Here is a 19,599-nt window from a genome sequence, read left to right as displayed (position 1 = left end):
ACGACTTTTCTGTGGCAAAGGCTCTACTTGAAGTTGAAAAAGCGCTCGCGCAGCGCTCCTTCGTAGGCGGACTTGGCGGCACGGACTTGCTTGCGAAGGTCGTCCTCGCGGAAGGCATCCTGCTCCCAGGTGTCGACCTCCGCAATGGAGTGGTTGACCGAGGCGTGGGCTTCTTCTTCGCGGATGGCGCCGACCCAGAGGTCGACGGCTGCCTTGTACTCCGCTTGGAGGCGGTCGAGATCTCCATCTTGTGTGGACATGGTGTACGACTCCTTTGTCGTGTTACGAACCTAGTCCGGCAACGTGAACGGGAGATGTACGGTGCAACGGAATGTTCGCGGGAGGGGCTGCGAGGAACGATGAAGAGGTATTCAGGTGGGTTCGAAGGATTTGCGGCTGCGCGGAGCGCCCTGTTATAACCACCACATGCGCGAGTTGCGCGAATGGATAAGCGACAAAATGAGAAGACGGACTAGACGTGGACCGAATGAGTCGGAGTCCACAGGCAAGAGCGGCCAGGAGCTGCCCTCGGGCCAGCAGGCTCCTTTGAGGCCGAATTACCCGGAACCCATCGCTCCCCGGCCGGTTCCGGCTGAGGTTCCGCAGGCATTTGAAGCGCCACTGACTCCCATTCCGGAGCCTTTTTCGCCGGCTACGGGCGAAGAAAAGATCGTGGTCGAAACGCAGCCCGAGAGCCTTGGCGTGGCCGCTCCGTCGGCCGAACAGGCCGCGGCTTCTCCTAAATCGCCGCGCGGCTATGTCGTGCTGACGATTGGACTGCCAGGTTCCGGCAAGACGACCTGGTACAAACGCCGCGGCGTGACGCCGCTTTCGAGCGATCTGCTGCGAAATCTACTTTTCGACGACATTACGGAACAGCGCTACCAGGGGCTGGTGTTTTCAACCCTGCGGTCTCTGCTGCGTGCACGCCTGATCGCCAAGATGCCGTGGAACTACGTCGACGCCACGAACCTCTCCGCGCACGAGCGCAAGCAGTGGATCAAGATGGCGAAGAGCTTCCAGTACGAGGTGCAGGCGGTCTTCTTCGACGTGCCGCTAGCGGTGTGCATGGAGCGGAATCGCCAGCGCGAGCGCGTTGTGACCGACGAGGTGATGCTGAAGATGGCGGAGCGGCTGCGGCCGCCTTCGTTCAAGGAAGGCTTCGACAAGATTACGGTAGTCCGGGTGAAGGGGCAGCCCGGAGCGGCGATTGAAGCCGCTCCTGACTCGCCCCAGGAGCACGTTCCGGAGGCTGCCTCCGAGGTTGCGCCGGAGTCCTCGCCAGTAGCAGAGACCATTTCCGAATAGATACTCCCTTGGCTCTGCCGCATGATGTAGCGCAGGATGGCGGAGTCTGGGAAATCCACATTGAGAGCGTGACCGATTGACCGAGGCTGGTGTCGAGTTCGCGAATGTCAGTTACACACTGCCCGGACAGGGGAACCTGCCCGGGCGTTCTCTTTTGCGGAATGTCTCGCTGCGGCTAGAGGCCGGTACGACTACCGCGCTGTTGGGGCGCAGCGGATCGGGCAAGACGACGCTGCTGCGTATGGTGAACGGGCTGGTCTGGCCGACATTAGGTGATGTATTGGTTTATGAAAATACTGTAAGTCGTTCAAAATTAGAGTTATTGCGTCGATCAATCGGGTACGTGATTCAGGAGGCCGGGCTTTTTCCACATATGACTGTGGAAAGAAACGCAGGCCTTGCCTTGGAGCTTGCCGGACGACCAAAGCCAGAGATTGCCAAACGGGCGGCTGAGGTGTTGGGACTTGCGGGTCTCGACTTTGAGGAGTTTCGGGGGCGCTATCCCCGGCAGCTCTCCGGCGGCCAGCGGCAGCGGGTGGGGCTGGCGCGAGCGTTGGCGACCGATCCGGCGATCCTGCTAATGGACGAACCGTTCGGGGCGCTTGACCCCATGACGCGGGCGGAGATGCAGACTATGCTGCGGGAGCTGCTGGAGAGGGTCAGGAAGACCGTTCTGCTAGTGACGCACGATCTGGACGAGGCGCTGTATCTGGCGAATCGAGTTGTCTTCCTGGAGCAGGGCGAGGTTGTAGCGGATGTATTAGCGAGTGAGGTTCTCACGTCCTCAAGTGTTCATGTAAAGCATTATGTTTCGGCTGTACACCGCAAGGTGTATTCTTGATAGCATTCCATCAATTTCTGCACGCGCATGGGTGGGAGATTGCGCGTCTCACCTTCGAACATCTCTGGCTTACTCTAAGTGCGATGCTCCTGGCGGTCGCCGTGGGACTTCCGCTGGGCATCCTGCTGACGCGGAAACAGAGGCTCGCCGGGCCTGTGATTGCCTTTGCGAATGTGGTGCAGACGGTTCCCTCGCTGGCGCTGTTCGGGCTGCTGTTGCCGGTACCGTGGCTGGGAGAGAACGCCGCCCGTCTGGCGATCCTGGCGCTGACCGGATACGCTCTGCTGCCTATTCTTCGGAATACCTATGCCGGAATCGCAAGTGTCGACCCCGCTTTAATTGATGTATCGAATGCGCTTGGAATGAATGGTATGCAGCGTCTTATAAAGGTGGAACTTCCACTAGCTGCGAGTGTGATTCTGGCAGGACTGCGGACGGCGACGGTGACTTGCATCGGCGTGGCGACGATTGCGGCCGCCATTGGAGCTGGCGGGCTGGGGGAGCTTATCTTCAGGGGAGTCGCCAGCGTGGATAACGGGCTGGTGCTGGCCGGGGCGATCCCGGCGGCGCTGCTGGCGTTGGCGGCGGACACGGGGTTGGGAATGCTTGAGAAGCGGCTGGCGGTGAAGAAAGACAGCGTGTAGGGAGCAGGGGATAGGGTGTAGTCAAAGGCTCGGGGTGATCGATTGCAGCGATGGATTTGGACGGTGGCGGGGGTCGCGGTCGTAACGCTCATAGGTTGTGCTCCTCCACGGTCTTCTCGGATCACAATTGGGGCGAAGAACTTTACCGAGCAGGTGGTGCTGGGGGAGTTGCTGGCGCAGGAGATTGAGGCCGTTTTTGCACAGGAAGGCCAAACCGACTATAGAGTCGAACGGCGGTTCTACCTGGCGGGGAGCTACATCTGTCAGCAGGCTCTGGTGAGCGGGCGGATCGACGGCTATGTCGAGTACTCCGGGACGGCGCTGACGGCGATCCTGAAGCAACCGCTGCCGCCGATGGGGCAGCGAGATTCCGCTTCGGTCGCGGCGACGATTGGGAGGATCTACCGCGAGCGATACAAGGTCGAGGTGGGGCCGGGGTTGGGTTTCGAGGATACGTTTGCGATGGTGGTTCGAGGGGACGATGCCCGGCGGCTCGGCGTGAAGACGATCTCCGATGTGGCTCGGCTGCAGAATTCCACATCTCCGAGTCAAGGTGTGGAGCACCCGGATTCCGAGAGCGGGATTGAGCGGCTGGGGGTTGGGTATGAGTTTGAGGAGCGGCCCGACGGTTTGAAGGGGCTGGAGGCGACTTACGGGTTGAAGTTTGACGGGTCGCCTCGGGTGATGGACCTGGGGTTGCTGTATCGGGCGCTCTCGGCAAAGCAGGTGGATATGGTGGCGGGGAACTCGACCGACGGGCCAATACGGGCGCTGGGGTTCGTGATCATGGCCGACGACAAACACTACTTCCCGCCTTACGAGGCGGTTCCACTGGTGCGACAGGATTCGGTGGCGAAGCATCCCGAGATTCAGACGGCGATGACACGGCTGGCGGGGAGGGTCAGCGCGGACGAGGTGCAGGCGATGAACGATGCGGTGGACTCGCAGCACCGGGATGTGGGCGACGTGGTGAGGGAGTTCCGGGGGAAGAATGGGCTGTGAGTTCGGGTGAACAGAGCGGAGTGTCGGATTGCATGGGATCGGCGATTCTCTCTCTGAGGCTGAAGGTTATGGCCACAGGAGAAGAAGATGATCGAAGTTCGAGCTATTGCCTTGCCAACAGAGGTTGCGGAACAGGTGTGGGAGACGATGAAGTCGCCGGGATACGGACATCCGGCGTTTACGGCAATTGCCAAGGGACATGGCCCCTGCAGACATTGCCTGAAGCCATTCCGAATCGGCGAAGAAGAGAGGACGCTCTTCACCTATAACCCGTTTCGTGAGCAGGATATGATCCCTGTTCCGGGACCGGTGTTCATCCATACCGATCGGTGTGAGCGGTTCGGGCTGGAGAGTGGATATCCTGCGGAACTGCTACCGTACGGCGCTGTGATCGAAGGATACGGCACGGAGCAGGATGTACTGGAGCGGCGAAGAGTGTCCGATGGCACGCAGGAGGCGGTGATCGTCGAGATGTTCGAGAATACCTCTGTTCGCTATGTAATGGTGCGGGATTTGAAGGCGGGGTGTTTCGATCTCCGCTTGGTACGGAAGGGAGAGGAAAGTTGATGGTTGAGCCGTGGTTGCGGGGAACTCTGACTGAGGTGGACGCGGTGCGGAGGCAGATATTGCACGCGCTTTACCTTGCGGGGGAGGATGCGGATCGGTGGTGCGAAGGGCTGTCCGATGGGGAGATCAATGCGAGGCCCTTCGGGATAGCGCCGGTTGCGTATCATCTGCGGCATATTGCAAGGAGTCTTGATCGGCTGCTGATGTACACGGAAGGGCGGCAGCTTTCTGAGGCGCAGTTAAGTGAGCTGCGCAGCGAACTGGAGCCAGGGGCGGTGGCATCGGAGGTGCTTGCGGAGTTTCGTGCCGGGTTGAAGGCCGCGGCGGAGCGGGTGCGGGCGATCTCTCCGGCTACGTATGAAGAACCGCGGGGCGTGGGGCGGGCGATGTTGCCGAGTACCGTGGGCGGACTGCTAGTGCACTGTGCGGAGCATACGCAGCGGCACTGCGGGCAGGCGGTGACTACGGCGAAGGTGGTTGCGGGGATGCGAGGTCCTAATGACGCGGTAGCTATTCAGTAACGATCGTTGCTGTCCCACTCATCGCGATGAAGCTGCGATGAGTGGGGCACAGGGTTTTGGGTAGCGCTGGGCAGATCGTGGAGGATGACAAGGCTTCGTTGAGGCGTCAGTCTGCAGCCATCGATTCCATATCCGCAGTGATGAGGGCCCTGCCGCCGGGGCCGACCCAGGTCTTGGTCCAGGTGCGCGAGACGACGCGGAGCAGACCGAGCACGCAGAAGGCGAGTGCGGCGTAGACGATGAATCCCCCCTTGAACGATCCGGTGTGCTGCTTCGAGTAGCCGAGCAGGTTGGGAAGGATCGAGCCGCCGAGCGCTCCGATCTCGCCGATCATGCCTCCGGCTACGGCCGTCGTCAGAGGCCAGCGCAGAGGGACGAGCTGGAAGGTTGCGCCATTGCCCGCTCCCAACGCTGCAAAGCAGAGCATGAAGAGCAAAGTGGTGGCAAGGAGCGGAGGCGTGGTCATCAGGCCGAAGAGACCGGCTATGGCGATGAGGAAGACGACGGAGAGCGTGGTGACACCGCCGACGCGATCCGCGAACCAGCCGCCGACGACGCGGGTGGCGCTGCCGGTCAGCGTCGCCAGGACGGTCAGCTCGCCCGCCTGGATCTTCGAGACGTGGAACTGTGCGTAGAAGAACGAAGGCAGGAAGGTCGCAAGGCCGATGAAACCGCCAAAGGTGATGATGTAGACGAGGTTGAAGTACCAGCCGTCCTTTTCGAAGAGGCAGGAGAGGTGCTCACGCAGGGTCAGGTGTTCGTGGTCAGGCGGCTCTTTCGCGAAGAAGATCATGACCAGCAGCGGAAGCAGCATCATCGCGGCGGCGAAGCCGTAGACGTGCTGCCAGCCGAAGTGGGTGGCAAGCCGCGGAGCGAAGAGCGAGGCAAGCGCGGTGCCGGAGTTGCCGGCTCCTGCGATGCCCATGGCCAGGCCTTTATATTGCTGCGGGAACCACCCGGAGCCAAGCGAGAGCGCGACGCCGAAGCTCGCTCCGGCGATGCCGAGAAGGACACCCATGGCGAGTACGTTCGAGAAGGTATGAACGAAGAAGAAGCCGTAGAGCAGGGCGATGACGATGGCCGACATCTCGACGATCGCGGCGTTTTTGCGACCGATGTATTGCGAGAGCACGCCGAGCGGGAAGCGCATGAAGGCTCCGGCGAGGGTTGGCACCGAGACCATCAGACCGATCTGCTGCGGGGTGAGGTGGAAGGCCTCTGAGATGAACGGGCCCATGGCGCCGTTCAGCACCCAGACGGCGAAGCTGAAGTCGAAGTAGAGGAAAGCCGCGAAGAGGGTCGGGGGATGGCCCGACTTGAGAAAGAGCTTGTAGCTTGCCATTGAGAAGTCTCCTGAGATTTTTGGTGAGGCAGGGCCCGGCGGTGTTCTTCAGGAGGAACGTCTGGGTTCATCCTTGGTACGGCGATTGCTCCCGGCTGCGGCGCCGGGGGTGGGGCAGGCTACAAAGTCACATGGAACCTCTGGAGGTGGAGGTTCTGGTATTCGGACCGGCCGTCGGTTCGGAGGTGGTGGTGATCCGACTGTGGGCCGGTGAAGATTTCGTTTTCCCACCCATGCGATGAAGCTGCATGGATGGGGCACCCGGGCATCTTCGGGCGGGGTCAGTTTGGGGCCGAGCGCTCGACGCGGACGGCGCATTGTTTGAAGTTTGGTTCGCGCGAGATGGGGTCGAAGGCACCCAGTGTGACCAGGTTCGAGTTGGTCTCGGCGAAGTGGAAGGGCATGAAGACCTGGCCCGGAGCGATGATTCCGGTGATGCGCAACTCGAGCCCACTGACCCGGCTACGGCGTGAGACTACGGTGACCTTGTCGTGTGGTTTCAGTTTCATGCGGGCGGCGTCCTGCGGGTTCATCTCGAGCCACGCGCTCGGCACCATGCTGTCGAGCATCGCGACTTGTTGCGTCTTGGTGCGGGTGTGCCAGTGCTCGACGGTTCGGCCGGTGTTGAGGACGAGGTCGTACTCCGCGTTCGGCTGCTCGCTGAAGGGCTCGCATGGGACGCAGTGCAGAATTGCTCTGCCGTCCTTGGTGGGGAAGACGCCGTCTTTGTAGAGGCGGTCGCCGCCCCACTGAATGCCGCCGTTGGCTTCGATCTCCTCCCAGGTGAAGAGGCTGTAGTCGCACATGCGGCCTTTGGAGACGGTTTGCATCTCGAGGTAGGCATCGCGGGTCGAGGTCCAGCCGGGGTAGAGCTCGTCCTTCACTCCCAGTCGTGAAGCGATGTCCAGGAAGATTTCGAAGTCGGGCCTTGCTTTGCCGGGTGGCGTGACGATGCGGTTGACCTTGCTCGCGCGGCGTTCGGAGTTGGTATAGGTGCCTTCTTTCTCGCCCCAGATTGCTGCGGGAAGTACGAGATGGGCGAAGTCGCTGGTGGGCGTGGGGAAGAAGCCGTCCTGCACAACGAGGAACTCGACGTTGCGCAGGGCCTGTTCGAGAAGCTTGTAGTTGGGGAAGGAGACGACCGGGTTGGTGGCGATGAACCAGAGCGCCTTGATCTTGCCGGCGACGGCGGCTTCGATGATGTCGGGATAGGCCATGCCGCGCTTGGTGGGGATGCGGTCGACATCCACACCCCAGATGGCGGCAAGCTCCTCGCGGTGCTCCGCGTCTTCGTACTTGCGATAGCCCGGCAGGCTTGAGCAAAACCCGAACTCGCGCGTACCCATGGCGTTGCACTGGCCGGTGATGGAGAACGGTGCAGCGCCGATGCGTCCGATGTTGCCGGTGAGCAGAGCGAGGTTGTTGATGGCTGCGACGGTGACTGCTCCCTGCGAGGAGTGGTTGACGCCCATGGTCCATCCGATGAAGGCTGCCTTGGCGCGACCATATTGAATGGCGGTGCCGGTGATGACGTCGACACTCAGGCCAGTGATCTTCGCGACATGTTCGGGCGTGAACTCCGCGACGAAGTTGCGGAACTCCTCGAAGCCCGTGGTGTGCTCCGCGATGTAGGTTGCGTCGACAAGGCCGTCGCGGATGAGGATATGCGCGATGCCGTTAAGCAGAGCGATGTCGCTGCGCGGCTTGACTGGAAGGTGCAGGTCGGCCATCATCGCAGTCTTGGTGACGCGCGGGTCGACGACGATGAGCGAGCGGTTGGGATTTCGCTGGCGGTTGCGTTCGAGACGCTGGCAGAGGATGGGATGGTTGTCGGCGATGTTTGAGCCGACGAGCAGGATCACGTCGGCGTGCTCCATGTCTTCGTAGCTTCCGGGCGGGCCGTCGCTGCCGAAGGAGAGCTTATAACCGGAGACGGCGGAGGCCATGCAGAGCGTGGTGTTGCCGTCGTTGTTCGGTGTGCGGAAGCCGAGTTGAACGAGCTTGCCGAGGGTGTAGTACTCCTCGGTGAGGAGCTGACCGGTGCCGACGACGCCGAGCGAGCCGTGGCCGTACTTCTTCTGGATGCCGGTAAACTTTTCGACGAGCGTGTCGAGAGCTTCATCCCACGAGACGGGCGTGAGAACGCCATCCTTGCGCAGCATGGGGAGCCTCGCGCGGCCGGGGGAGTCGAGGATGTGGTGCTCGCTTAGGCCCTTGGGACAGAGCTTGCCGAGGTTGACGGGGTGATCGGGATTGCCGCGCACGGCGACGGCTTTGCCGTCCTTCGTCCCGACTAGCATGCCGCAGCCGACTGAGCAGTAGCCGCAGGTGGTCTTCGTCCACTTGTCGGCGACGCGGGAGGTAGAGATGTGGCCGAAGTTGGGGTCGCGGCTGTAGGCGTAGTCCTTTTGGCGCGTGTCGATGCCGAGCAGTCGACGGATCTGGGCGATGGCGCTCATGCTGCCTGCCTCCGCACATAAGTGAGGGCCATGTTCAATGGCACGACAGAGACGAAGAACAGATAGCGGGACAGGAGAACTCCCACAGTAGCGCTTGCGAGTGCCAGGGCAAAGTGGCTGGTAAGCATGAGTCCGGCGGCGAGGTTGACCGACGTAAAGGTGGCGATCAAGAGCGGGAGCATCTCGCGAGTTCGGAGGAGGTTGTAGGAGGCCTGTTCTTCGAAGATGCTTGAGCGCTTGAGGCGGACAACTTTGATGGCGAGATTGAGCAGCCATGCGACGGCGACGGACGCACCGAGGAGACTAGCGTCCGCCGCGAGGAAGCGTGGTGCGGAGAGATGCAAGGCAGGGAAGTGGTTCAGGAGTGGAGCAAGCTGGTTCGAAAACTTGTCGAGAACGAAAGGCAGCGGCACGCCAAGCAGAGCGGCGCTCAGGAGGAAGTCGACGGGAGTGTGGACCATGTTCCACGCGGGGCGCGCAGGGACGAGATAGATGCAGGCGCTGGCGACAAGGCCTGCGCCGCCGAAGAAGAGGGTGCCTGCTTCGAAGAGTTGGAAGGCGATCTGCGGGACTGGATACAAGTGCAGCGTCGCGGCGACGGATGCTCCCGTAAGAGCCGCCAAGGCACCGAAGAAGAGTCCGAAGAAGAGGACCTCGCGGCTGAGCCACGAACGCCGCCACATCTTGACCGCGCGATAGGCGAAGGCGGGGCGGCCGAGATGGGTGACCGAGATATTGAGTGCAAGGACTGTGATGAGCACCAGCGCGATCAGTGAGACAGGCGAGAGCTGGTGCATCGCAGTCATGTAGGTGACCGCGCCGGCAACGGCTTGTATCAGCGTGGTCATGAAGACCAGCGAGAAGTGGGCGTGCTCCGGGCGGATATGGTAGTTGTCGACCTTTTCGAGCACGGTGGGCGAGGACTTCGGCAGCGTAATGCGCGTGGTGGAGATGGTGATGTTGGCGTCAGGCATGCCAGGGGATTCGGCGGCAATATAGTTCTCGCGCCAGTCGGCGATGTTGACGATCTCGATCTCGATGGCGGCTTCGGGGCAGGCGTTGACGCACGCTGGTTCGAGGCCGTCGGTGAGTCGGCCATGGCACATATCGCACTTGCCTACGACGCCGCGCGCAGCGTTGAACTGCGGCACGGAGTAGGGGCAGTTCCAGACGCAGTACTGGCAGCCGATGCAGGCGTCGGCGGAGTGGAGGACGATGCCGGTGACGGGATCTTTCGTGTAGGCCTCGACCGGGCAGCCGCGGACGCAATCGGCGTCGAGGCAGTGGTTGCAGCCCATCGAGAGGTAGTAGCGGAGGGTGTCGGGGTACTCGCCGCCTTCGATCTCGCCGATGCGCCGCCAGCGGATGTCGGCGGGGTTGCCGTTCTGCTCGTTGCAGGCGATCTCGCAGGAGCGGCAGCCAACGCACTTCGTCATGTTGAAGTGGAAGCGATAGTTCTCGCTGGCTTCGAGCGGGCGCGACGGGATGAGCGAGTTCACGACCTGTGCGGGTGCGAAGGGCTTGCCGAGATCTTCGAAGTTGAAGGTCAACGGCGCGCCTTCGGGCGTCAGGCGCACGAGAGCGTCGTCGGTGCCGGAGTGTGCGCGTTCGTGGAGCGGCAATGCCAAATCGGTGCCTCGGATCAACTATGAAACGCTAGAGAACTTGGCTATGTGGCGAAGGGTTGAAGAAGCAGATTCCCTTTGGGAATGACAAAAAAATGCGGCAACGGGACAAGGTGGTTAGTAGACGTCGCGTTGATAGCGGCGATCATCCTTCATCTGCTGCACGTAATCTTTGGCGGCTTCGGCGTCGAGAGTGCCTTGTTGGCCGATGATCGTATGGAGTGCCGCATCTACATCGCGGGCCATGTGAGTTGCGTCGCCGCAGACGTAGACGCTGGCTCCATCCTGTAGCCAGCTCCACACCTGTGCGGCCTGCTCGAGCATGCGGTCCTGCACGTAAATCTTCTTCTCCTGGTCGCGGGAGAACGCAGTGTGGAGTTGCGTTAGGTGGCCGTTAGCCTGCATCTTTTCTAACTCGTCGCGGTAGAGGAAGTCGGTTGCCGCGCTGCGTTCGCCGAAGAAGAGCCAGTTCTTTCCCTTCGCGCCGGTGGCCTGGCGCTCGTGCAGGAATCCACGGAAGGGAGCGATGCCGGTGCCCGGGCCGATCATGATGATGGGCGCGTTCGAGTCGAGGGGCAGGCGGAACTTCTTGTTGGGTTGGATGTAGATGGGGACAGTCCCGCCATGCGCGATGCGATCCGCGAACATGGTCGAGCAGACGCCGCCACGCTGCCGGTTGATAGCCCGATAGCGCACGACGGCGACCGTCGCGTGTACCTCGCCAGCGTGTGCGGCGGGACTCGATGATATGGAGTAGAGACGTGGAGCGAGCTTCGGCAGCAGCTCGATGATCTCGCCGGCCGACGTGATGACGCCAGGATATTCTTCGAGCAGGTCGATGAAGTCGCGGTCGTACATGTACTTGTCGAGGTGGGTCTGTTGCTCAGGAATGAGAAGGCCGGCGAGCGGCTTGCAATCGCCCTTGGTCGCGTAGCCCTGCACCATCTTACGATTGAGGCGCGTGAACTGCAGGTGATGGAGCAACGCTTCGCGAAGGGTGACTGTACCGGTCTTATCGAGAGTGACGTGCTCGTCGCCGGTGAACTTCGCGGTTGCAAGGACTTCGTCGACGAGCACGGGATCGTTCTGCGCGATTACGCCGCAGGCATCGCCCGCCTCGTAGTGAAGCTGCGAGTCGGCAACGGAGAAGGCGAGGTGCAGCGTCTGCTTGCTGGAGATGTCAGTGGTCAGCGGACGCCGTTCGACTAGAGGCGCGAAGAGCGGATTTTCGCGGGTATGAATCTGCGGGCGTTCGGCAGGAAGTTCAATCGCGGCGGGAGTCGAGGCTGTTGCAGGCTCGGCTGTAGCTCCGGTGGCGATGGCTTCGATTTTGTCGAGGACGCCCATCTTCCATGCCTGGAACTCTGCCTCGAACTCGACGTCGCAGTCGACGCGGTCATGGAGGCGCTTGGCACCGAGGGATTCGAGGCGGAAGTCGAGGTCGATGCCGAACTTGCAGAAGTGCTCGTAGTGTCTGTCGCCCAGCGCGAGGACCGTGTAGGAGAGCTTGTCCATGCGCGGCGCACCTTCGGCTTGAAGCTGCGCGGCCCACGATTGCACGGCGTCCGGCGGATCGCCCTCGCCGTAGGTGCTGGCGATGAGGATGACATGCTCCTGCTGCGCGAGCTTGGCGGGTTCGAAGGTCTCAAGCGCGGCGAGCTCCGCGGTGTGGCCTTTCGCCTTGAGCTCCTTCGCGACCTTACGGGCGAGGCCTTCGCCGGTGCCGGACTGTGTCGCGTAGAGGACGGGGATCTTCAGCGACGCCTTCTGTGGCGAGGGCGCTGTTGCTGCTGCGCCGGAGAAGAGACCGGCGAGATAGCCGTTGAGCCAGGCGCGCTGTTCGGGCGAGAAGGGCGCGGTATCGGGGATGAAGGGAACGATTGCGGACATTGATTATGCCTCGACCAGAGATGCGGAGTTTTCGGTGGAGCAGAAGGTCTTCAGCTCGTCGATAGAGTGGCGGCGGCTGAAGCTGAGGAAGTTCTCGTCGGGCTCCCGCTGCGTGGTGTAGGCCGCGAAGAGGCGTTCCATGACCGGCGGCAGGTCTTCGAACTTGATGGCTGGGATGAGTTCGCGGGCGAGGCCCTGGTCGGAGTCCGAGCCGCCGCCGATGCTTACCTGGTAGCCCTCTTCCCCGTCGATCTTTGCTCCGAGTAGTCCGATGTCGCCGATGTAGTGTTGCGCACAGGAGTGCGGGCAGCCGGTGACGTGCAGGTTCACGGGCTGCTGTATTGGGAAGCGTTCATCCAGAAAGGTCGCGAGTGCGACGGCGTGCGATTTGGTGTCGGTCGCGGCGAACTTGCAGCCTTTGTTTCCGGTACAGGCGACTGTGCCTCCGAGTACCGCGCCGACCGAGATCTTCAGGCCTGCCGCGAGGATCGCTTCGACCGCAGCGTCGATCTGCTCGGAGCGGACGTTTGGAATGATGAGATTCTGCCAGACCGTGAGGCGGAGCTCGCCATTTCCGTAGAGGTCGGCGATGTCTGCGACCGCGGTCATCTGCGCGACAGGCAGGCGGCCGACCGGAACATGCACACCGATGTAGTTCATGCCCGGAGCGGTCTGCGGATGGACGCCGATGTGCGCGGTGCGGTTGATCTCGCGGCGAGGCTCGCAGGCATCCGCAGGGAAGTGGATCAAAGGGAAGGCAAGCAGTTTTTCGGTCTCGGAGAGGAACTTCGCGACGCCCCACTTATCGACGAGGTACTTCAGGCGTGCCTTCTTGCGGTCGGTGCGGTCGCCGTTGTGGGTGAAGACGCGGACCATCGCGGCGGCGACGGCGACGGTCTGGTCGGGGCGTAGGAGGATGCCGCAGTCGGTGGCGAACTGCTGGTGGCCGGTGATGCCGCAGAGCAGGACGCGGAAGTAGACGCCGGTGGGAACGTCTGCTCCTTCAGGCACGCGGACGGCGATGAAGCCGATGTCGTTGGTGTCGGCGACGACGCTAATGGAGCCGCCGTTGTCGAAGGCGATGTTGAACTTGCGCGGCAGGCCATACATATCGCGCGAGTTGAGGATGTAGTTGCTCATCGCGTCGGCGAGCGGGGCGACGTCGATCAATTCATGCGGGTCGATGCCGGTGATGGGTGATGCGGTGATGTTGCGGATGTTGTCCGCGCCGGAGCCGCGCGACGTCATGCCGAGGTTGCGGACGCTGTTCAGCACGCGGACGATGTCCTTCGGCTGGAACTCGCGGATCTGCAGGTTGGAGCGGGTGGTGATGTCGGTGCGGCCGGAGCCCATCTCCTGCGCGATGCGGGCGAGGCCGCGCATCTGGTAGGAGTTCAGCACCGCGCCGGGGACGCGGAGGCGGAGCATGAAGGAGTCCTGCGCCGGGGCGACGTAGAAGAGGCCGTGGAACTTGAAGCGGAAGAGGTCGTCGGGCGCGGGGGCCTTGTCCTCATTGGCGTGGGCAACCAGCTTGTCCCAGATGTCGAGCGCGTTCTCTTCGAACTTCCAGCGCTCTTCGCGGCAGAGGTCTTCGACCGGCGTCCCGAAGTAGGCTTCTGGGGTTGCCGCTTGATTGGCGACGCCGGAGGCGGGGTCGGCGGTGATGAGTCCGTTGGCGGTCTCGCCGACGAAGGGCTTGAAGCCGCGCTGGGCTACGCCCGCGAAGAAGCCTTGCAGGTACTCCTTCTGTTCCGTCGTAAAGGCGGGGTTCGAGATTTCGGTCGCCATCGTGAAATTCCCCTGGAGTGCTGTTGCAACAAGGTCACGCCTTGAGTACGCCACTGCCGGGCCAGACTTCACCTCAAAACGGCGAAGCGCCCAACGACGAGACGAATCGACATCGCAGCATGCGACGGACTCAAGGCTCTACGTGGAGCGCGCTAAAGATGAAATTGGGTTCTGGGCCGATTCAAAGTCTGGTAGAGGACTACAGCACGCCGTGGTGCTGCTGAACTTTGTATCGGTGAACCTGATAGTAGCGTCAGTTGCGGCAGGCCGCAACTGAAAATTATTGTTTCCCGAAGAAAACCTGCGCGGGCCGGGCACTTTTGGTTCGGCGGAGTTCGCCGGGCGAAAGAGTTGGCTCTGAGAGGTAGTCGTCTCTATCCGAAACGAGTAACATTGTGATCGTCAGACCAAATAAAATTCTGTGAAAAGACGCTAGTCCAACCGTGGGCAAGGTCTAGCCAGTTCAGCGCAGTTTCTTCGGGCGTTTAGGAGCCTGTCCGCCACGTCGCGGCAGAGCTTGGGAGGGAAACACATGGCACATGCCTCGTTCGACGGATTGCGCGTCCTGTCGCTGGAGTCGCGTCGATCCAAAGAGGTCGCCAAGCTGATCAAGACGTACGGGGGCGAGGCCTTCGTCGTCCCGGCCATGCGAGAAGTGCCGCTCGACACCCATCAGCCAGCGTTGGAGTTTGCGGCAGCCCTGATCGCCGGCGAGTTCGATGTGGTGGTCTTTTTCACTGGCGTTGGGGTGCGAGCGATGATGCAGATCATCGAGACCAGGTACTCTTCCGCGGAGTTTCTGACGGCGTTGCGCAAGACGCGCGTCGTGGCGCGAGGTCCTAAGCCTCAAGGCGCGCTGCGCGAGCTGAATGTTCCCATCTCTGTGATTGCGCCCGAGCCCGCGACCTGGCGCGAGATGCTGGACGCGATGAAGACAGAGTTTGGCGATAGTCTCGGAGAGTTTCGGGTGGCGGTGCAGGAGTATGGAGCTTCGAACCCGGAGTTCCTCTCGGCGCTTTCGGAGTTGAGCGGGCAGGTCACCAAGGTCCCGGTCTACCAGTGGGCTTTGCCTGAGGACCTGCAACCGTTGCGCGAGTCTGTGCTGGCGATCGCAAACGCCGGTGTCGACGTTGTGCTGTTTATGACTGCGGTCCAGGTGATCCACCTCTTCCAGATAGCGGAGCAGATGGGCTGCGTCGAGGAGCTTCGCAGCGGGATGGAGTCGATCGTGGTGATCTCGATTGGGCCGACGACGACCGAGGAGTTGTTGCACTACGACATCAAGCCGGACTTTGAGCCTTCCAGACCGAAGATGGGCTTCATGATTAATGAAGCAGCCCAGTATGCGGGCAAGGTGCTGCGGCAGAAGAAGAGCGGGGTTGACGTGGCGCTGGCGACGCGGCTTGCCGGGCTAACGTTTTCTTCAAACGGGTCAAAGAGCGACGAGGCGGGCGAGACAGAGCCAGTGTCGATCGCGCGGCCGGTGAAGAAGGTATCGCCGTCGACGCCGACCATGGCGGGATTTCGTGACGGGCTGGGGCCGATGGACTTTCTGCACGAGATCAGCAGCCGGATCGCGGCGGCGGACTCGTTCCACATCGTCCTGGAGCGAATTGTCGAGTTTGTGAGCACGGCGATTCCCTGCGACTCCTGCTTTATCTATGTGCTTGAGGAGCAGAATCTGGTGCTGCGGGCTTCGAAAAATCCGCACTCCGAGGTGGACCGTGTCGGTATGCCGATCGGGCAGGGAATTACGGGATGGGTGGCGGAGCATCGCGAGCCGGTAGCAATTGCTGCGAACGCCTCGATCGACCCACGGTTCAAGGCGTTCAAGAATCTGCCGGAGGACCACTTCGAGGCGATGCTTTCGACACCGATTATGAGCGCTAGCAAGGTTGTCGGGGTCATCAACCTTCAGCATCGGTTGCCCTATCAGCATAAGACCCACGAGATACGTCTGCTTTCGATGCTTGGCTTTCTTGTGGGTGCGGAGATTGAGCGGGCGCGGCTGGAGAGCGAGAACCTGCAGCTGGCCAGCAGGCTGGAGACCCGCAAGGCGGTCGATCGCGCGAAGGGAATTTTGCAACGCGATATGACGATCAGCGAGGACGACGCTTACCGCATGATGCAGCGCGAGAGCCGTCAGAGGCGGAAGTCGATGCGCGAGATCGCGGAAGCGATCCTGCTGAGTGAGGATCTGCGGAAGATGCGACCTGAGGTGTTGGCGAAGTAGTTCATGATGCGAATTCGTATGCCAATTCCGGCAATCGCTCTCTTTTGCATGGCTAACTCTTTGCTGGCGCAGGCCATCGGTCGTGCTGCCGATCCAGACACCGATGCAGGGGCGCGAGTTGCGGCCGTTCTTCGAGCGAGGGTCGAGGCTTCGCCGAAGCTGCCCTTTGCCGGGACCACCTTTGTCGCGCGGTCGCCAGGAGCGATCTGGGAATCGGGCACAGTCTCCGGGGTCGCGGTTGACGATACCGGAGATATCTACGAGATACAGCGAGGAGACAAGGCCGATCCCGTCCTTGTCTTAAGCCCGGACGGAAGGCTGCTGCGGTCATGGGGCAAGGGCGATTTCGCGATTCCGCATAGTATTCGCGTAGATGCAGCGGGCAATGTGTGGACCGTAGATGCCGGGTCTTCTGTTGTCATCAAGTACTCGTCGAAGGGCGAAAAGCTGATGAGCCTTCACGTGGGTGGACAGGCATCAAGCCCTCCAGTGTTCGATGGGACTACAGATATCGCCTTCGGGCCAAACGGGCATGTGTATATAACCGATGGCTACGCCAATGCGAGGGTGCTGGAATACTCGGCTACTGGCGAGAAGCTGAGGGAATGGGGCAACGCCGGTATGGGGCCTGGCGAGTTCCATGTGCCTCACAGTATTCAGATCGACGGATTCGGAACGGTCTACGTGGCTGATCGGGAGAATGGGCGTATTGAGAGATTTGATCTCGACGGGAAGTACCTTGGCGAGATAGCGGGGTTGGGAAGAGTTTTTTCGGTGAAGCTGGTGCACGGCGTTCTTTGGGCAGCAATACAAGCGGCGAATCAGCCATTGACTTCGGGTGGATGGATTGTTGAGCTCGATCCAAAGACTGGCAGGATGCTGGGACATCTTGAGGTGGGTGAACTGGGCGGACATGCTCTCGATGTGACGCCATCGGGAGAGCCGGTCACCACGATGGGACACGGTCTGCTGTGGTTCAAGACAAAGTGAGTGTTGATCGAACGGAAGTTCGGATTTACTCAGGACTAAACTGGAAGCATGACGCTCGCTGTTCAAACCTCAACTACGTTGGCGGAGATATCCGCAAAGATAGAACACGGAACTCGCATCGATGTGGATGAGGCCCGGTATCTCTGGCTGAACGCTTCGACTGAGGAGATGCAGCGACTGGCTTCGCTCGTGCGGGCGCGGTTTCATGCCCCGGGTGAGTGTACGTACATGGTGATGCGCATCATCAATTACACCAACGTATGCGTGGCCCAGTGCGATTACTGCGCGTTCTACAAGCTGCCGGGGCAGGCTGGCGGATACGTGATGTCCCATGAGGATGTCTTCGCGAAGATCGATGAGCTGATTGCACTGGGCGGTGATCTGGCGGCGTTCAATGGCGGCTTCAACCCGGCGCTACCGCTGAGTTATTACTGCGATTTGTTTGCCGCGATACGGGCGCGCTACGGTAATGCCGTGGAGTTTTATGCGCTCACCATCGCGGAGTTCATGTATCTCGCGGACCACGCGAAGATCTCGAATGCGGAAGCTGCACAGAGGCTGAAGGCGGCGGGCGTTCGCTGGATTACCGGTGGCGGATCGGAGATTCTGACTGAGGACTTTCGGGCGCGGCACTCGAAGTTCAAGTACACGGTCGCGGAATACTTTGAAGCGCAACGGGCGATTGTTGAGGCGGAGCTGAAGACGACTGCGACGATGGTCATCGGTTTTGACGAGACGCTCGATGAGCGGCTTGAACACCTGGAACGGACTCGTAAGTTTCAGGACGAGACGGGCGGGCTGGCGAGCTTTCTCTGCTGGACTTTCAAGCCTTACTTCACGCAGATCGGTGGCATCGAGATTACGACGGCTGAGTACTTGAAACACCTCGCGCTGTGCCGGATCTTCTTCGACAACATCCCGCGGATTCGCACTTCGGTGCTGACCCAGAATCAGCAGGCGTTGGAGGGGTTGAAGTACGGGGCGGATGACTTCGATCTGCCGATCGAGGATGAAGTGACGCAGAAGGCCGGGGCGACGATCAGTTTGGACTTTGAGCGGATTCTTAGCTATGCGCGGGAGTTAGGATTTGAGCCGACTTATCGGCACGTTGCCTTAGCAGGCGCAAAAGCGTAAGTCGGTTCGTGCTTTGCACAAATGTCCCGCCCATCGCGTAAGACAAAGGCGCGATGGATGGGGCACCCAATGTATCGCACGGTCTAGCCGCGAGGGAAGACCAGGCACTGCGGCTTCGAGAGCGGGTAGCTCTTGCCGATCTCCGATAGCTGGCCGGAGTTGACGTCGCGGGGGAAGACGGCGATGTTGTCGGACTCCTGGTTTGCGACCAGGAGGAAGCGCTCCGTGGGGTCGAGCGTGAGGTGACGGGGGATCTTGCCGCCGCAGGAGCTGCGCCGCTGGAAGGTGAGGCGGCTGCCGTCGGCGGAGATCGCGATGGTAGCGACGAAGTCGTCGCCGCGATTGATGTAGTAGCCGAAGCGGGCGGTTTTGTCGAGGACGATGTCACAGCCGGTGACCTCGCCGGGGTGGGGTTGGAGCGGAAGCTGGGCAATCTGGCCGGTGGTCAGGGTGCCGGCGTCGGCGTCCCACTTGAGCACGATGATCTGGCAGCTCATCTCGCACACGCAGTAGGCGTATTTGCCGTTGGGATGGAAGTGCAGGGTGCGGGGGCCAACTCCGGCTGGGGCCTTCCATGCGGGCGTGTCGGCGGGGGTGAGCTTGCCGGTGGCAGCATCGAGCGCGTAGACATGGATCAGGTCGAGGCCGAGATCGTTGACTAGCAAATACTTGTTATCTGGCGAGACGGTGACGCGGTGGGCGTGCGGGCCTTCCTGGCGCTCGGCGTTGGGGCCGTGGCCGGTGTACTGTTCGAACGAGACTGCGTCACTGAGCTTGCCTCCCAAGAGCTTGAAGGAGATGGCGCTGCCGCCGCTGTAGTTTGCCGCAAAGACGGAGGTGCCCGTGTGGTCGGTGGTGACGTGGCAGGGGCTGCCGCCTCTTGAAGCTTGCTGGCTGAGCTGGGTCATGGTTCCGGCAGCAGTATCCAGTGAAAAAGTTGAGACCGCGCCGCTCTTCTGGCCGCCGAAGTCTTCTGTCTCGTTGGCCACAATGACGGTCTTGCGGTCGGGGGTCATACAGAGGAACGTTGGGTTCGCGGCGGCGGCAGCGAGACCAACCTTCTTCAACTCACCAGAGACAGAATCGAAGCTGTAGGCGTAGACGCCCTTGCTGGTCGCGGCGGTCTGGGTGCCCACCAACAGCAGCTTTCCGGGGATGGTGCTCTGGGCGGAGGCGAAGGTTGAACGCAAGGCGATCGTCGATGCAGCGGAGGTGGCGAGGAAGGCGCGCCGTGTAATCGAATTCATCACGCCAT

The 19,599-nt window shown here is 61.3% G+C and carries 16 protein-coding genes; 9 read left to right on the top strand and 7 right to left on the bottom strand.

Features of this window, described 5'->3' with window-relative positions; genetic code table 11:
- Positions 1-23 precede the first annotated feature (23 nt).
- Complete coding sequence (locus OHL18_RS17730; protein ID WP_263376206.1) at positions 24-260, bottom strand: hypothetical protein; 237 nt, start codon at positions 258-260, stop codon at positions 24-26.
- A gap of 199 nt (positions 261-459) precedes the next feature.
- On the opposite strand from OHL18_RS17730, the gene OHL18_RS17725 reads away from it, so the two are divergent.
- The 6 genes from OHL18_RS17725 (at position 460) to OHL18_RS17700 (ending at position 4,883) form a co-directional block, all read left to right on the top strand.
- The gene (locus OHL18_RS17725) at positions 460-1,308 is read left to right on the top strand and encodes an ATP-binding protein (protein ID WP_263376205.1); all 849 of its coding nucleotides are present in this window, start codon (positions 460-462) and stop codon (positions 1,306-1,308) included.
- A 76-nt stretch (positions 1,309-1,384) separates the two neighbouring features.
- Entirely contained in the window at positions 1,385-2,149 is a 765-nt protein-coding gene (locus OHL18_RS17720; RefSeq protein ID WP_263376204.1) for an ATP-binding cassette domain-containing protein, read from the top strand.
- A complete protein-coding gene (locus OHL18_RS17715) occupies positions 2,149-2,793 on the top strand; it encodes an ABC transporter permease (protein WP_396274894.1) in 645 nt (214 codons plus the stop codon). The genes OHL18_RS17720 and OHL18_RS17715 overlap by 1 nt, the downstream gene beginning before the upstream one ends.
- A 42-nt stretch (positions 2,794-2,835) precedes the next feature.
- A complete protein-coding gene (locus OHL18_RS17710) occupies positions 2,836-3,795 on the top strand; it encodes a glycine betaine ABC transporter substrate-binding protein (RefSeq protein WP_263376202.1) in 960 nt (319 codons plus the stop codon).
- Between the two features lie 87 nt (positions 3,796-3,882).
- Positions 3,883-4,362, top strand: a complete 480-nt coding sequence (locus tag OHL18_RS17705) for a DUF1203 domain-containing protein (RefSeq protein WP_263376201.1) — start codon at positions 3,883-3,885, stop codon at positions 4,360-4,362.
- Positions 4,362-4,883: a DinB family protein gene (locus OHL18_RS17700; RefSeq protein ID WP_263376200.1), complete on the top strand. Its 522-nt coding sequence runs from the start codon at positions 4,362-4,364 to the stop codon at positions 4,881-4,883. Before OHL18_RS17705 ends, OHL18_RS17700 begins: the two co-directional genes overlap by 1 nt.
- Before the next feature lie 106 nt (positions 4,884-4,989).
- Here the strand turns inward: OHL18_RS17700 and OHL18_RS17695 are convergent, their stop codons facing one another.
- From OHL18_RS17695 to OHL18_RS17675, 5 genes are all read right to left on the bottom strand, one after another.
- Positions 4,990-6,225, bottom strand: coding sequence for a nitrate/nitrite transporter (locus OHL18_RS17695; RefSeq protein ID WP_263376199.1), 1,236 nt, complete (start codon positions 6,223-6,225; stop codon positions 4,990-4,992).
- A 281-nt stretch (positions 6,226-6,506) separates the two neighbouring features.
- Positions 6,507-8,684, bottom strand: coding sequence for a molybdopterin oxidoreductase family protein (locus OHL18_RS17690; RefSeq protein WP_263376198.1), 2,178 nt, complete (start codon positions 8,682-8,684; stop codon positions 6,507-6,509).
- Positions 8,681-10,312 carry a DmsC/YnfH family molybdoenzyme membrane anchor subunit gene (locus OHL18_RS17685; RefSeq protein ID WP_263376197.1) on the bottom strand — a complete coding sequence of 544 codons (1,632 nt, stop codon included), beginning with the start codon at positions 10,310-10,312 and terminating at the stop codon, positions 8,681-8,683. Before OHL18_RS17685 ends, OHL18_RS17690 begins: the two co-directional genes overlap by 4 nt.
- Positions 10,313-10,426: 114 nt before the next feature.
- On the bottom strand, positions 10,427-12,199 hold the full coding sequence (locus OHL18_RS17680) for a sulfite reductase subunit alpha (protein WP_263376196.1): 1,773 nt from the start codon (positions 12,197-12,199) through the stop codon (positions 10,427-10,429).
- A 3-nt stretch (positions 12,200-12,202) separates the two neighbouring features.
- Entirely contained in the window at positions 12,203-13,987 is a 1,785-nt protein-coding gene (locus tag OHL18_RS17675; protein WP_263376195.1) for a NirA family protein, read from the bottom strand.
- Positions 13,988-14,519: 532 nt separating this feature from the next.
- Here OHL18_RS17675 and OHL18_RS17670 point away from each other — a divergent pair.
- The 3 genes from OHL18_RS17670 to OHL18_RS17660 are packed head-to-tail and all read left to right on the top strand — an operon-like array spanning position 14,520 to position 18,344.
- Positions 14,520-16,220: a uroporphyrinogen-III synthase gene (locus tag OHL18_RS17670; RefSeq protein ID WP_263376194.1), complete on the top strand. Its 1,701-nt coding sequence runs from the start codon at positions 14,520-14,522 to the stop codon at positions 16,218-16,220.
- An 18-nt stretch (positions 16,221-16,238) separates the two neighbouring features.
- Positions 16,239-17,210, top strand: coding sequence for a 6-bladed beta-propeller (locus tag OHL18_RS17665; RefSeq protein ID WP_263376193.1), 972 nt, complete (start codon positions 16,239-16,241; stop codon positions 17,208-17,210).
- Between the two features lie 48 nt (positions 17,211-17,258).
- The gene (locus OHL18_RS17660) at positions 17,259-18,344 is read left to right on the top strand and encodes a radical SAM protein (protein WP_263376192.1); all 1,086 of its coding nucleotides are present in this window, start codon (positions 17,259-17,261) and stop codon (positions 18,342-18,344) included.
- Positions 18,345-18,427: 83 nt separating this feature from the next.
- On the opposite strand, the gene OHL18_RS17655 is transcribed toward OHL18_RS17660, so the two are convergent.
- A complete protein-coding gene (locus OHL18_RS17655; protein ID WP_263376191.1) occupies positions 18,428-19,591 on the bottom strand; it encodes a lactonase family protein in 1,164 nt (387 codons plus the stop codon).
- Between the last annotated feature and the right edge of the window lie 8 nt (positions 19,592-19,599).

Origin of the sequence: Granulicella aggregans (genome assembly GCF_025685565.1) — a bacterium.
Taxonomy (GTDB): domain Bacteria; phylum Acidobacteriota; class Terriglobia; order Terriglobales; family Acidobacteriaceae; genus Edaphobacter; species Edaphobacter aggregans_B.
This window is presented reverse-complemented; position numbering and strand designations above follow the sequence as displayed.